Genomic DNA, 12,707 nt, shown 5'->3' on the forward strand with positions numbered 1-12,707 from the left:
CTAAGCTGCAAGGGTATGCATCCCTTCTGATGCCCGAAAAAGGATCGCGCCTTGAAACAGTCATATGAAACCGTAGCCGAACAGCCGATACAGGTGCGCGGGTGCCGCGTCTCCGCGCCTATTCGCCAGCCATGGGGCGGCGCTTGCCGGATCGTCGAGTGGATCGACACGGCAGGGCAGATTTCCCGGCGGGTCGTGGCCGAAGACGCCACGGCCGCCGAAGTCCGCGCGACGATCAATCGTCATGTGGAAGGCCGCAAGCACGTGCTGTACGACGACGAAAAAACGCCGCGTCAGACTTTGCCGCGGCAGGCGGTAGCGCGGCGCTGAGGGCTTGCGCGGCGCGGATCTGCGGGTGCGGGGGTGGTGATCGGTTTTGTGCCCCGGTTGCCGGTCATGCCACTTGGGGCCAATGCCACGAACGGTGCGACGAAACCAACGCCGCACACAGTGCGACGATGCCAACGCGGCTAGTGAGGCTGATCAGCCTAACGGAGCGAACGCGCACCATATCAAGCGCCGTATTACCGACCAGCCTGGGCTGGCCCGCGCGCGCTACCTGATCAACCTGTCTTCCTCGTCGGCACCGTCTGCGCTCGCCGCCTCGTAAGCCTGTGGATTGAACAGCGGATGGCGCGCGGCTTCCGCCGCCGTCAGCACCGGCGAGACGCAGCAGTCGAGCGACTCCAGTAGCAAAACCCATTCTTCCAGCGGACGCTTGCTGATCACCTCGGCGAGTTCTTGCGTGAGCGCGGCGGCGTCCGGGCCGCCGATCGCCTGGCCGAGACTCCAATGGCGCGTGGCCCATTCAGGCCGGTCGAGCGCCATGCAGAGCGTTTCCCAGAACTTCAGTTCGAGCGCGCCGACCGCGAGCCAGCGGTTATCGAGCGTGCGGTACAGGTTGTAGCACGGCACGCCGCCGTTCAGCAGGCCGGCGCCGGCGGCAGGTGCCGCACCGTCGTTGGCGAGCGCGACCTGCGCCACCACGTTGTGCGCGTAGGTGACGTGCGTCATGGAGACATCGACGAAGCGGCCTTCGCCGCCGCGCGACACATGCCATAGCGCCGCGAGAATCTGCGTGACCGCGCTGAGGGCGCCGCCGAGCAGGTCGGCAATCTGGAAATTCGGCAGGATCGGCGCGCCGTCACGGCCCGCCAGTTGATCGAGCACGCCCGCGTAGCCGATGTAGTTCAGATCGTGGCCGGCATGATCGACGAACGGACCGCTCGCGCCGTATCCGCTGATTGCGCAGTAAACCAGCCGGGGATTGAGCGCGTGCAGTGTTTCGTAGCCGAGGCCCAGCCGCTCCATCACACCCGGCCGGAAACTCTCGATCAGGACGTCGGCTTCGGCGGCGAGCGCGCACAGCACGTTGCGTCCCGCCTCGGACTTGAGGTCAAGGCGCGTTTCGCGCTTGCCGCGATTCACCAGCCGGTAAAACGCGCCGGGCCGCCCCGCCACGCGATCGCTCGACGACTGCATCATCGTGCGAGTGGGGTCGCCCGCACCGGGCGCTTCGATCTTCAGCACGTCTGAGCCCAGTTCGGCGAGCCGCAACGTGGCAACCGGGCCCGGCAGCAGGCGCGTGAGGTCGAGCACGCGCAAGCCCTGTAACGCGGGTGGCGCGGAGGCGGCCGGCGAAGTGGCCGAACCCGCTGCCCGTGAAGTAGCCGCAGACTTGGCCGAAGCGGCAGCCGAAGATGCGGCCGAATTTGGCGCCGATGAAATAGCCGAAGCCGCCACGGATGAAGCCGCCGAAGCCGCCGCCGACGGAGCAACGGAAGTCGCCGCCGACGAAACAGCCGAAGCCGCCGACGACGCCCCAGCCGACGCCCCAGGCGTTGAAACGGATGAATTCCCGGATGACAAAGCCAAGCTCCCGTCGATGCCGGCACGGCCCTGAAACAGCGGGCCGTCAGCCGATTTGTTCGAGTTCCTCATGAGTCTCGAGCCATTCGGCTTCGAGCGCTTCGAGGCGCGCGTTCACATCTGCCTGACGGCGGATCGCCTCCGTCAGTTTGCTTTTCTGCTCGGGCTCGTAACTTGCCGGGTCGACGACGAACGCGTCGAGCGTCGCCTTCTCCGCGTTGAGCGCGTCCATTTCCTTTTCGATCTTCGTGATCCGGCTTTGCAGCGGCTTCTTCAGATGCGCAAGCTTCTGGCGCGTTTCCGCCTCGAGGCGTCGCTGTTCCTTGCGGTTCACGCCGTCCGGGCCGCTGTCGCCGCCATTGCTGCCGCTCGCCGCTGCATTCGCCTTGAGCGCCGCGCGCTGTTCGGCCGCGTGTTGCAGCAGCCAGTCGCGGTAGTCGTCGAGGTCGCCATCGAATTCCTGCAGGCGATGTTTCGCGACCAGCATGAACTGATCCGTCGTGGCGCGCAGCAGATGCCGGTCGTGCGACACCAGAATCAGCGTGCCTTCGAACTGCGCGAGCGCCATGGTCAGCGCGTGCCGTGTTTCGAGATCCAGATGGTTGGTCGGTTCGTCGAGCAGTAGCAGGTTCGGCTTTTGCCAGATGATCAGCGCGAGCGCGAGACGGGCTTTTTCGCCGCCGGAGAAGGGCGCGATCTTCGACGTCGCCATCTCGCCGGAAAAATTGAAGCTGCCTAGGAAGTCGCGCAATTCCTGTTCGCGCGTGTCCGGTGCCAGACGTGCGAGGTGCTGCAACGGCGTGTCGTCCGGGCGCAGCGTTTCGAGCTGATGTTGCGCGAAGTAGCCGATGCGCAGCCCCTTGCCTTCGCGCACATGGCCGCCGAGCGCCTCGAGCGTGCCGGCCAGCGTCTTGATCAGCGTGGACTTGCCCTGGCCGTTCGCGCCGAGCAGCCCGATGCGTTGACCATTCTGGATCGACAGCATGACGTGATCGACGATGGGAATCTCGACCGCGGGTTCGCCTTCGCTGCGGTAGCCGCAGCGCACGTCTTCCATCACCATCATCGGGTTCGGCGCGGAATCGGGCGTGCGGAATTCGAACGTGAATGGCGAGGACGCATGCGCCGGCGCGATCAGCTCCATCTTTTCCAACGCCTTGACGCGGCTCTGCGCCTGGCGCGCCTTGGTCGCCTGCGCCTTGAAGCGGTTGATGTAGCTCTGCAAATGCTCGACCGTGCGCTGCTGCTTTTCGTACGCACTCTGCTGCAACGCGATCTGCTGCGCGCGCAGCACTTCGAATTGCGAGTAGTTGCCGCCGTAGCGCTTGATCTGCTGCTGTTCCAGATGCAGCGTGACATTGCAGACCGAATCGAGGAATTCGCGGTCGTGCGAGATCACGATCAGCGTGCCCGGATAACGGGCCAGCCAGTCTTCCAGCCAGACGATCGCGTCGAGATCCAGGTGGTTGGTCGGTTCGTCGAGCAGCAGCAGATCGGAGCGGCACATCAGCGCCTGAGCCAGATTCAGCCGCATGCGCCAGCCGCCCGAGAAACTGCTGACGGGTTCGCGAGTCTGGTCGAGCGTGAAGCCGAGGCCGAGCAGCAGGGCTTCGGCGCGCGCCGGCGCGGTGTAGCCGTCGGCGTCGGCGAACGCGGCGTGCGCTTCGCCTTCGGCCGCGCCGTCATGCGCCGCGGAGGCGGCGGCAATCGCCGCTTCGATCGCGCGCAAGGCGGCGTCGCCATCTAGCGTGTAGGCGAGGGCGGTCTTGTCCGCGGCGGGCGTTTCCTGCGCGACGTGGGCGATCTGCCAGTTCGGCGGGATCGAAAAATCGCCGCCGTCAGCGTGCAGTTCGCCGAGCAGCACGGCGAACAGCGTCGACTTGCCCGCGCCGTTTGCCCCCACCAGGCCGGCCTTCTCGCCAGGGTTGAGGGTGAACGTGGTGTTGTCGAAGAGCGGCTTGGTGCCGCGCGCGAGGCTGAACTGGTTAAAGCGGATCACGAAGAGGCCGGCTGAAGAAAACCGCTATTTTAGACTGCCGGGCCCGACACCGGGCGCTCAACCGGGATCGGCCATTCGGCCGACTGTAACGGCGAGGCTTTTGGCATAGACTGACGGCTTTCACGGGGGAGCATATGACATCGATTTATTCGTTTTCGGCACGCACGTTGGGCGGCGAGGAGGTCAGCCTTGGGCAGTATGAAGGCAAGGTTTTGCTGATCGTCAACACGGCGAGCGAATGCGGGTTCACGCCACAGTACGCGGGCTTGCAGAACCTGTACGACACCTACGCCGCACGCGGACTCACGGTGCTCGGGTTTCCCTGCAACCAGTTCGGCAAGCAGGAGCCGGGCGACGCCGCGCAGATCGGCAGCTTCTGCGAAAAGAATTACGGCGTCACGTTCCCGATGTTCGACAAGGTCGACGTGAACGGTGCGAACGCACATCCGCTGTTCAGTTATCTGACGGGCGAGGCGCCGGGACTGCTCGGCCTGGAAGCGATCAAGTGGAATTTCACCAAGTTCCTGATCGGCCGCGACGGCAACGTGGTGAAGCGCTACGCGCCGCTGACGAAGCCCGACGCGATCACCGAAGACATCGAAAAGCTGCTATGAGGCGGCGGCCGCTAGAGGATCGGCGAAAAGAGACGCGCCACATGCATTAACACGCGTTTCAAAGCGGTCGCCTTGCGGTATTCGTTGCGGTCGATTTCGCGCGATTCGGCGAAGTCGGCCAGCAGCATCGTTTCGACCTCTTTGGCGAAGGCGCGGTCAACGGTCAGCACCATGATCTCGAAGTTCAGCCGGAACGAGCGGTTGTCGAGATTCGCGCTGCCGATTGCCGCGGCGACGCTGTCGATCAGCACGACCTTCTGATGCAGGAAGCCCGGCTGGTAGCGGAAAATCCGGATCCCCGCGCGTAACGAGTCGTACGCATAGAGTTTCGAGGCGGCGAACACGACCAGGTGATCGCGCCGGCTCGGAATCAGAATGCGCACGTCCACACCGCGCAGCGCCGCGAGCCGCAACGCCGCGAACACGGACTCGTCGGGGATCAGGTAGGGCGAAGTGATCCAGACCCGTTCGCGTGCCGCGTTGATCGCTTCGACGAAAAACAGCGAGCAGGTCTCCTGCTTGTCCGCGGGACCGCTTGGCACGACGAGGCAGTGCATGCCTTGCTCCGCTGCGGGGTCGGCGACAGGAAAGGGCGGCAGGTCGAACTCGGGCAACTGCTGCGTGGCCCAATGCCAGTCTTCCGTGAACACGAACTGGATGCTGGCGACGGCCGGCCCGCGCACCTCGATATGGGTATCGCGCCACGGCGAGAGTGGCGGCTTGCCGCCGAGATATTCAACCCCCACGTTATGTCCGCCGACAAACGCGCGTTCGCCATCCACCGAAACGATCTTGCGGTGATTGCGGAAGTTCAGTTGCAGACGGTTGACGAAGCGGCGATTGGTGGCGAACGGATGCGTCTCCACGCCGCCCGCGCGCAGCGCCGCCACGTAGCGGTGCGGCAGATCGAAGCTGCCGATGCTGTCGTACAGGAAGTAGACGCGCACGCCTTGTTGCGCTTTCGCGATCAGCGCGTCTTTGAGCATCTCGCCGAGCGCATCGTCGCGCACGATGAAGAACTGCACGATCACGTAGCGGCGCGCGTGCTCGATGGCGTCGAAGATCGCCTCGAAGGTCGCCGCGCCGTTCACCAGCGTGCGCACCGAGTTGCCAGGCAGAAACGGCATGCCGCCGAGACGCGTGAGCGAATGCACAAGCCGGCCGCCGAGTTCCAGCGTCGGCAGTCCCGCTGACGAAGCACGCGTGTCCCATTCCGGCGGATGCGCGCGCGTGCGCAGCAGTTCGTTTTCGACGCGGCGAGCGTCCGCGTAGCCGGCGAACTTGCTGCGGCCGAGGAACAGGTATGGCACCAGCGTCAGATAAGGCATCGCGACCAGCGACACGGCCCACGCAATCGCGCCTTGCGAAGTGCGCGTGTTGAGAATCGCGTGACATGCCGCGGCCACGCCGAGAATGTGGCAGAGGGCGACCAGCGTGCCGATGTGAAGCAGGTCGAATTGCATAGGCGGCGTTGGGTTGGCGAAGCGCTGCCTGGGCCGGCTCGATGAGCGCCGGGCAGCTGACCGCGCCCATCTTACCGAACGCGCGTGCGTTGGGGGGAATGGTCGAGCCACGGTCAGGCTTGGAGGGCGAGTGCCCCAATGCGCTGTGGTCGACGTGGCAAAAGATTTTTTGCGCTTGCCTGGCCGGAAGCGCGCGAGTTGGGCTTTGGGGCACCTCGTCGAGATTTCGGCTCAAAGGGAGCGCTCGTGAGGGCTGCCTCATTCGGAAGCGCGATATTCCGCGATTGGGCGCGATTGCGAACGCCCGGAAAAGCAGCTTCGCCCAGACGCGGTGCGCACGGCATAACAGCCCCGCTGCGCGGACCGCATCCGGGAGAAGGGATAAGACCTCAAACCGGCAAATCAGCCGCCTGGATCAGAAATACGTTGTCGTCGCCGGCACTGGTCGAGAGCCAGACGAGATCGAGGCCGCCGAACGCCGCTTCCACGTGCTGCCGCTCGTTGCCGATTTCGACGACCAGCACGCCTTCGTCGGTCAGCCAGTTGCGCGCCTCGGCAATGATCCGGCGCACGATGTCCATGCCGTCGACGCCGCCCGCCAGCGCCATGTCCGGCTCATGCTTGTATTCGGCCGGCAGATCCTGCATCGACGCCGCGTTCACGTACGGCGGGTTGCTGATGATCACGTCGTAGCGGCGCTCGGCGAGCGGCGCGTACAGATCGCCTTCGAACAGGGCGATGCGGTCATCGAGCTTGTAGTCCGCGACGTTGCGCGCGGCGACTTCCAGCGCGGGCGCCGACAGATCCACGGCGTCGATATCCGCATTCGGGAACGCGTGGGCGGCGAGAATCGCGAGGCAGCCGGAACCCGTGCACAACTCCAGCACGGCGCTCACCTGCTCGGGATCTTCCACGTAGGGCTGCAAACCATCCTGCAGCAGTTCGCCGATGAACGAACGCGGCACGATCACACGCTCGTCCACGTGGAAGCGGAAGCCGTGCATCCAGGCTTCCTGTGTGATGTAGGCGGCCGGCACGCGTTCGGTGGCGCGGCGCTCGATCACGTTCAGCACGGCGTCGATTTCAGCCGCGGTCAAGCGCGCGTCGAGAAACGGATCCAGCAGATCGAGCGGCAGATGCAGCGTGTGCAGGACCAGATAAACGGCTTCGTCGTAGGCATTGGCCGAGCCGTGGCCGAACGACAGTTCGGCCTGGTTGAAGCGCGAGACCGCGAAACGCAGCAGGTCGCGAACGGTGGAAAACGGGAGCGTCATCGCAATAGTCCTTGGGTCAGGCGATCAGTTGTTCGAGCACGCGGCGATACACGTTCTTCAGCGGCTCGATGTGTGCGACTTCGATATGTTCGTCGATCTTGTGGATGCTGGCGTTCAGCGGGCCGAACTCGATCACCTGATTGCAGATGCGCGCAATGAAGCGGCCGTCCGAGGTGCCGCCGGTGGTCGACAGTTCCGTGCTCACGCCGGTTTCGTCCTTGATCGCCTTGGCGAGCGCGTTCGACAGATCGCCGCGCGGCGTGAGGAACGGCAGCCCGCTCACGGTCCACTGCAAATCGTAGTCGAGATCGTGCTTGTCGAGGATCGCGTGCACGCGGGCCTGCAGACCTTCCACGGTGCTCGCCGTCGAGAAGCGGAAGTTGAACATCACGTCCGCATGGCCCGGAATCACGTTGGTCGCGCCGGTGCCGCTGTGAATGTTCGAGACCTGCCACGTGGTGGGCGGGAAATATTCGTTGCCGTCGTCCCAGCGTTCGGCGACGAGTTCGGCCAAGGCAGGCGCCAGCAGATGCACGGGATTCTTCGCCAGATGCGGATAGGCGATATGACCTTGCACACCCTTGACGATCAGCTTGCCCGACATCGAACCGCGGCGGCCGTTCTTCACCATGTCGCCGAAATGCACGCTCGAAGTCGGTTCGCCGACGACGCAATAGTCCATGCGCTCGCCGCGCGCCTGCAACGCTTCGACGACCTTCACGGTGCCGTCGGTGGCGGGACCCTCTTCGTCGCTCGTGATCAGGAAGGCGATCGAGCCGCGATGCGCCGGATACGCGGCGACGAACTCCTCGCTTGCCACCACGAAGCCCGCGATCGACGCTTTCATGTCCGCCGCGCCGCGGCCATAGAGCTTGCCGTCACGATGGGTCGGCTCGAACGGTGCCGAGCGCCATTGTTCGAGCGGGCCGGTCGGCACCACGTCTGTGTGGCCGGCGAACGCGAGCAGCTTGCCCGCGGTGCCGTCGACGCCGCGTTTGACGGCCCACAGGTTGGTCACGCCGTTCGATTCGATGGTCTCGTGCTCGAAGCCGAGCGCGGACAGGCGCTCGATCAGGAGGCGCTGGCAATGCTGGTCGTCGGGCGTGACGGACGCGCGCGCGATCAGTTGTTCGGTAAGGGCGAGGGTGCCGGACATGGATTCGATACAGCCACTTTGAAATGAAAAAATGCCGGCTGGCGGTTGAACACCGCAGCCGGCAACAGCTTTTTGAGTCACGCGGCCGGGCCGCGTTCTACTACATGGCGCGGTGCGTTCGGCGCATGCACTGAGACTCGCGCGGACTGGCCGCGAGCCCCAGTATCCAGCACTGCACGCCAAACCAGGCGAGTCGCGCCCTGCCTGAACAAACAGCTCCGCGCTCAGGCAACAATAACTTTCTCAGGCGAACAGCGCCGTGTACTCGTCCGCGGAAAAGCCGAGCGACTTGACGCGCCCGTTGACCACCAGCACAGGCCGCTTGATCACCGACGGCTTGTGGATCATCAACGCGATCGCACCCGACTGCGTGTCCGCGGCCGCTTTCATGTCGTCGGACAGCGCGCGCCACGTGGTGCCGCGCCGGTTCAGCAAGGCGTCGAGCTTCACGTCTTTCAGCCAGTCCTGCACGAGCGGTTCGGTCACGCCGTGTTTCTTGAAGTCGTGGAACTCGAACTCGACGCCGTGCTCTTCCAGCCACACGCGGGCCTTCTTCACGGTGTCGCAGTTCGGGATGCCGTAGACGACGGTTTTCGTGCCGCGCGCCATCAGTCGCCTCGCAGCAGCTCGTTCAGGCCGACCTTCGCGCGCGTCTTGGCGTCGACCTTCTTGACGATCACGGCGCAGTACAGGCTGTGCGTGCCGTCTTTCGACGGCAGATTGCCCGCCACCACCACCGAGCCCGCCGGAATGCGGCCATACGTGACTTCACCGGTTTCGCGGTCGTAGATCTTGGTGCTCTGGCCGAGGTACACGCCCATCGAGATCACCGAGTTTTCTTCGACGATCACACCTTCCACCACTTCCGAACGCGCGCCGATAAAGCAGTTGTCTTCGATGATGACCGGGTTCGCCTGCAGCGGCTCCAGCACGCCGCCGATGCCCACGCCACCTGACAGGTGCACGTTCTTGCCGATCTGCGCACACGAACCGACGGTGGCCCACGTGTCGACCATCGAGCCTTCGTCCACGTACGCGCCGATGTTGGTGTACGACGGCATCAGCACGACGTTCTTCGCGATGAAGGAGCCGCGGCGCGCGATGGCGGGCGGCACCACGCGGAAGCCGCCGGCGGCGAAGTCTTCAGCGGTGTAGTTGGCGAACTTCGAGGGCACCTTGTCGTAGAACTGGCTGTAGCCGCCGGCCGGCATCGGCGCATTGTCTTCCAGGCGGAACGACAGCAGCACGGCTTTCTTCAGCCACTGATTGACGACCCAGTCGCCGTCCTTCTTTTCCGCGACGCGGAGCAGGCCCTTGTCCAGTTGCTCGATGGCGTGGGCGACGGCTTCGCGCACGTCGGCCGGAGCGGCTTTCGGCGACAGTTCGGCGCGGTTTTCCCAGGCGGTGTCAATGATCTGCTGAAGTTGTTGCGACATATGCGTGCTTTATCGAAGAGTTGAAGTTTGAAGAAGGGATGCGGTGCGCGGGGTGGCGATCGACGAAAACTCAACCCGCCAGCGCACGGCAAAAGTCGACGATTCGCTGCGCGCCCTGCGTGCATTCGTCGACGCCGGCGACGAGCGCCATGCGCACGAAATTGCGGCCGGGGTTCACGCCGTGCGCAGTGCGCGCGAGGAACGAGCCCGGCAGAACCGTCACATTATAGTCGGCGTAGAGGCGCTGGGCGAACTCGGTATCCGTGAGGCCCGTGCGCGAGACGTCCGCCCACAGGTAGAACGCGGCGTCCGGCAGGCGCACGTCGAGCACCTCGGCGAGCATCGGCGCGACGGTGGAAAACTTCTGCACGTACTTCGCGCGGTTCTCGCGCACGTGCGTCTCGTCGTTCCAGGCCACGATGCTGGCACTCTGGAACACCGTCGACAAGGCCGCGCCGTGGTATGTCCGGTATAGCAGGAAGTCCTTGAGAATCGCCGCGTCGCCCGCGACGAAGCCGGAGCGCATGCCCGGCACGTTCGAGCGCTTGGACAGGCTCGACAGCATCACAAGGCGCTCGAAGCCTCGGCCGAGCTTGTGCGCCGCTTCCAGGCCGCCGAGCGGTGGGTTGGCTTCGTCGAAATAGATTTCGGAGTAGCACTCGTCCGAAGCGATCACGAAGCCGTAGCGGTCCGACAGCGCGAACAGTTCGCGCCAGTCGTCGAGCGTGAGCACCGCGCCGGTCGGATTGCCCGGTGAGCAGACATACAGCAGTTGCGTGCGCGCCCAGATGTCGGCCGGCACCGCAGAATAGTCGCAGGCGAAGTTGCGCGCCGGGTCGCTATTCACGAAGTACGGCTGCGCGCCGGCCAGAATCGCGGCGCCTTCGTAGATTTGGTAGAACGGGTTCGGACAGAGTACGATCGCAGGTTCGCCGTCAGCATTCTTTTTCGGGTCGAGCACGGTCTGGGCGAGCGCGAACAACGCCTCGCGCGAACCCGACACCGGCAGCACCTGGGTGGCCGGATCGACCGGCGGCAGGTTGTAGCGGCGCGTGGCCCACTTCGCGATCGACTCGCGCAGTGCGGGCGATCCGATCGTGGCCGGATACGACGACAAGCCGCCGAGCGAAGCCACCACGGCGTCACGGATCAATTCGGGCGTGGGATGTTTCGGCTCGCCGATGCCGAAGCTGATATGCGCGAGACCGGCGCTCGGCGTGACGTCCGCGAAAAGCGCGCGCAGCTTTTCGAACGGGTAGGGCTGAAGGGAGTCGAGGAGCGGATTCACTGGGCGGATCGAGCCTGATCGAAGATGAGCGAGAGACGGCTGCGGAAAAGCATGCAGCAAAAAGCGGGGCACGCGCCGGCGGCGGTAAAAACGTACAAAACACGCTGAACGGCCGGCAGCAGCGGCGGGCGAATGATTATAGCGTGGCGAGGCCGGCATGGCGGGCATACGGTGGCGTGGCGGATTTGCGGGTAAGCATGGCACGGCGGCGTCGCGCAGGCGATTTACGGTAGCGCGGTGAAAGCAAGTGAAGCATTGAGCAGATGAAGAACATCGCGCCGTTGAGCAACGGCGCAACCCGCCAGGCGGCGCAGGCAATGCGCTGCAGCGGGAACGACGCGAGCCGCCGACGGTTCGCGCAAGAAGAAGCAGGAGCAGCAATGTACGCAGCAGTCTTGGAGACATCCGGACACAACAGGCGCAGGAGCGCCGCGGTCCACGGAAGGAAAGCCCCCAGCGCCTCCGCAACACGCATCGCGGTCCGCGACAGACACACCCCGATCACCTCCGCAAGGAGCCCCGCACCATGAGCAACTGGCTTCGCAACGGTTGGCCGACGCTCGCGATCATGCTGGGCGCGTCGGTGTGGGGGATGATCTGGTACCCCTTGCGCATGCTGAACGCGCTCGGCGTGACCGGCACGGCGGCGAGCGCGCTGACGAGCGGCGCCGGCTGCCTGTTCGTGCTGCTGGTGCGTTATCGCGCGCTCAAGACCGTGCGCTGGCACTGGCTGCTGCCGGCGCTCGCGCTGGCGGCGGGTATCACCAACCTCGGCTTCGTATGGGGCTCGATTCACGGCCAGGTGATGCGCGTGCTGCTGCTGTTCTATCTCACCCCCGCGTGGACCGCGCTTTTCGCGCATTTCATCCTGCATGAACGCTTGACCTGGGCCGGCGCGGCACTCGCCGCGCTGTCGCTGGCCGGCGCGATGACCATGCTGTGGTCGCCGCAACTCGGCATCCCCGTGCCCGGCAATCTCGCCGAATGGGCGGGCCTCGCGGGCGGCATGGGCTTCGCCATGAGCAACGTGCTGATTCTCAAGACGAGCCGCGTGCTGCCGGACATGAAACCGGAAATGCGCACCGCGACGATCTTCGGCGGTGCGGCGTTATTCAGCGCCTGTGCTTCCCTGTTCGAGGCCATGCCCGCGCCGCCCACCGGCGCGCATCTCGGCACGGCGGCCTGGCTGGTGCTCGGGCTCGGCTTTCTGCTGGCCTCGAACAATATGCTGGTGCAATACGGGCTCGCGCGCGTGCCGGCCAACCGGGCCTCGATGATCATGCTGTTTGAGATCGTGGTCACGGCGCTGTCCGCGTGGCTCTTCGCCGGCGAGACGCCCGGCCCGCGCGAGTGGGCGGGCGGCGTGTGCATCGTGCTGGCTTCGGCGCTGTCCAGCTGGGTGCATCGGACCAAGGCCATGCCGCCCGATCCGGCCATTCAGGAGGTCAGTCTCGCTGACGGGCGCGATGCCGGACCCGACGACCGTAAGGACGGCAAAAACCGCCCACGCGCGATGGTATGATTGCCCCTCATTAGCCGGCGCATGCCTCAATGCATGAAGCCGGCGCCCGAGGCGCGAAGGTTCGCGGGCCGTGTCGCTCTGTCGGC

13 protein-coding genes are annotated in these 12,707 nt (G+C 65.1%); 4 read left to right on the plus strand and 9 right to left on the minus strand.

Annotated elements, in window-relative coordinates; translation table 11 throughout:
* Window positions 1–51: 51 nt before the first annotated feature.
* Window positions 52–330 carry a DUF2866 domain-containing protein gene (locus tag B0G71_RS06385; protein WP_106279604.1) on the plus strand — a complete coding sequence of 93 codons (279 nt, stop codon included), beginning with the start codon at window positions 52–54 and terminating at the stop codon, window positions 328–330.
* Window positions 331–555: 225 nt separating this feature from the next.
* Here B0G71_RS06385 and B0G71_RS06390 read toward each other — a convergent pair whose 3' ends face one another.
* Window positions 556–1,599, minus strand: a complete 1,044-nt coding sequence (locus tag B0G71_RS06390; RefSeq protein WP_116140508.1) for a CaiB/BaiF CoA-transferase family protein — start codon at window positions 1,597–1,599, stop codon at window positions 556–558.
* Here B0G71_RS06390 and B0G71_RS06395 point away from each other — a divergent pair.
* Complete coding sequence (locus tag B0G71_RS06395; RefSeq protein WP_116140510.1) at window positions 1,586–1,903, plus strand: hypothetical protein; 318 nt, start codon at window positions 1,586–1,588, stop codon at window positions 1,901–1,903. The genes B0G71_RS06390 and B0G71_RS06395 overlap by 14 nt on opposite strands.
* Before the next feature lie 12 nt (window positions 1,904–1,915).
* Here the strand turns inward: B0G71_RS06395 and B0G71_RS06400 are convergent, their stop codons facing one another.
* Window positions 1,916–3,868: an ATP-binding cassette domain-containing protein gene (locus tag B0G71_RS06400; RefSeq protein ID WP_116140512.1), complete on the minus strand. Its 1,953-nt coding sequence runs from the start codon at window positions 3,866–3,868 to the stop codon at window positions 1,916–1,918.
* Window positions 3,869–4,002: 134 nt separating this feature from the next.
* Here B0G71_RS06400 and B0G71_RS06405 point away from each other — a divergent pair, with 134 nt between their 5' ends.
* Entirely contained in the window at window positions 4,003–4,482 is a 480-nt protein-coding gene (locus tag B0G71_RS06405) for a glutathione peroxidase (RefSeq protein WP_116140514.1), read from the plus strand.
* Window positions 4,483–4,493: 11 nt separating this feature from the next.
* Here the strand turns inward: B0G71_RS06405 and cls are convergent, their stop codons facing one another.
* From cls to B0G71_RS41255, 7 genes are all read right to left on the minus strand, one after another.
* Entirely contained in the window at window positions 4,494–5,945 is a 1,452-nt protein-coding gene (gene cls / locus B0G71_RS06410) for a cardiolipin synthase (protein WP_116140516.1), read from the minus strand.
* Between the two features lie 389 nt (window positions 5,946–6,334).
* Window positions 6,335–7,219, minus strand: a complete 885-nt coding sequence (gene prmB, locus B0G71_RS06415; protein ID WP_116140518.1) for a 50S ribosomal protein L3 N(5)-glutamine methyltransferase — start codon at window positions 7,217–7,219, stop codon at window positions 6,335–6,337.
* Window positions 7,220–7,235: 16 nt separating this feature from the next.
* The gene (gene dapE / locus B0G71_RS06420; RefSeq protein WP_116140520.1) at window positions 7,236–8,375 is read right to left on the minus strand and encodes a succinyl-diaminopimelate desuccinylase; all 1,140 of its coding nucleotides are present in this window, start codon (window positions 8,373–8,375) and stop codon (window positions 7,236–7,238) included.
* 243 nt (window positions 8,376–8,618) lie between these two features.
* Window positions 8,619–8,984 carry an ArsC family reductase gene (locus tag B0G71_RS06425; RefSeq protein WP_012433461.1) on the minus strand — a complete coding sequence of 122 codons (366 nt, stop codon included), beginning with the start codon at window positions 8,982–8,984 and terminating at the stop codon, window positions 8,619–8,621.
* On the minus strand, window positions 8,984–9,811 hold the full coding sequence (gene dapD / locus B0G71_RS06430; RefSeq protein ID WP_012433460.1) for a 2,3,4,5-tetrahydropyridine-2,6-dicarboxylate N-succinyltransferase: 828 nt from the start codon (window positions 9,809–9,811) through the stop codon (window positions 8,984–8,986). Before dapD ends, B0G71_RS06425 begins: the two co-directional genes overlap by 1 nt.
* A 70-nt stretch (window positions 9,812–9,881) precedes the next feature.
* Entirely contained in the window at window positions 9,882–11,099 is a 1,218-nt protein-coding gene (dapC, locus tag B0G71_RS06435) for a succinyldiaminopimelate transaminase (protein WP_116140522.1), read from the minus strand.
* A 136-nt stretch (window positions 11,100–11,235) separates the two neighbouring features.
* Window positions 11,236–11,574 carry a hypothetical protein gene (locus tag B0G71_RS41255; protein WP_181916725.1) on the minus strand — a complete coding sequence of 113 codons (339 nt, stop codon included), beginning with the start codon at window positions 11,572–11,574 and terminating at the stop codon, window positions 11,236–11,238.
* A gap of 51 nt (window positions 11,575–11,625) precedes the next feature.
* On the opposite strand from B0G71_RS41255, the gene B0G71_RS06445 reads away from it, so the two are divergent.
* The gene (locus tag B0G71_RS06445) at window positions 11,626–12,621 is read left to right on the plus strand and encodes a DMT family transporter (protein ID WP_116140526.1); all 996 of its coding nucleotides are present in this window, start codon (window positions 11,626–11,628) and stop codon (window positions 12,619–12,621) included.
* Window positions 12,622–12,707: the final 86 nt, after the last annotated feature.

Origin of the sequence: Paraburkholderia sp. BL27I4N3, assembly GCF_003386115.1 — a bacterium.
Taxonomy (GTDB): domain Bacteria; phylum Pseudomonadota; class Gammaproteobacteria; order Burkholderiales; family Burkholderiaceae; genus Paraburkholderia.

Coding starts and splice junctions, on each gene's coding strand:
- B0G71_RS06425 (WP_012433461.1), bottom strand. CDS start 8,984: ATGGCGCGCGGCACGAAAACCGTCGTCTACGGCATCCCGAACTGCGAC.
- B0G71_RS41255 (WP_181916725.1), bottom strand. CDS start 11,574: ATGCGTGTTGCGGAGGCGCTGGGGGCTTTCCTTCCGTGGACCGCGGCG.
- dapD (WP_012433460.1), bottom strand. CDS start 9,811: ATGTCGCAACAACTTCAGCAGATCATTGACACCGCCTGGGAAAACCGC.
- B0G71_RS06405 (WP_116140514.1), top strand. CDS start 4,003: ATGACATCGATTTATTCGTTTTCGGCACGCACGTTGGGCGGCGAGGAG.
- cls (WP_116140516.1), bottom strand. CDS start 5,945: ATGCAATTCGACCTGCTTCACATCGGCACGCTGGTCGCCCTCTGCCAC.
- dapE (WP_116140520.1), bottom strand. CDS start 8,375: ATGTCCGGCACCCTCGCCCTTACCGAACAACTGATCGCGCGCGCGTCC.
- B0G71_RS06445 (WP_116140526.1), top strand. CDS start 11,626: ATGAGCAACTGGCTTCGCAACGGTTGGCCGACGCTCGCGATCATGCTG.
- prmB (WP_116140518.1), bottom strand. CDS start 7,219: ATGACGCTCCCGTTTTCCACCGTTCGCGACCTGCTGCGTTTCGCGGTC.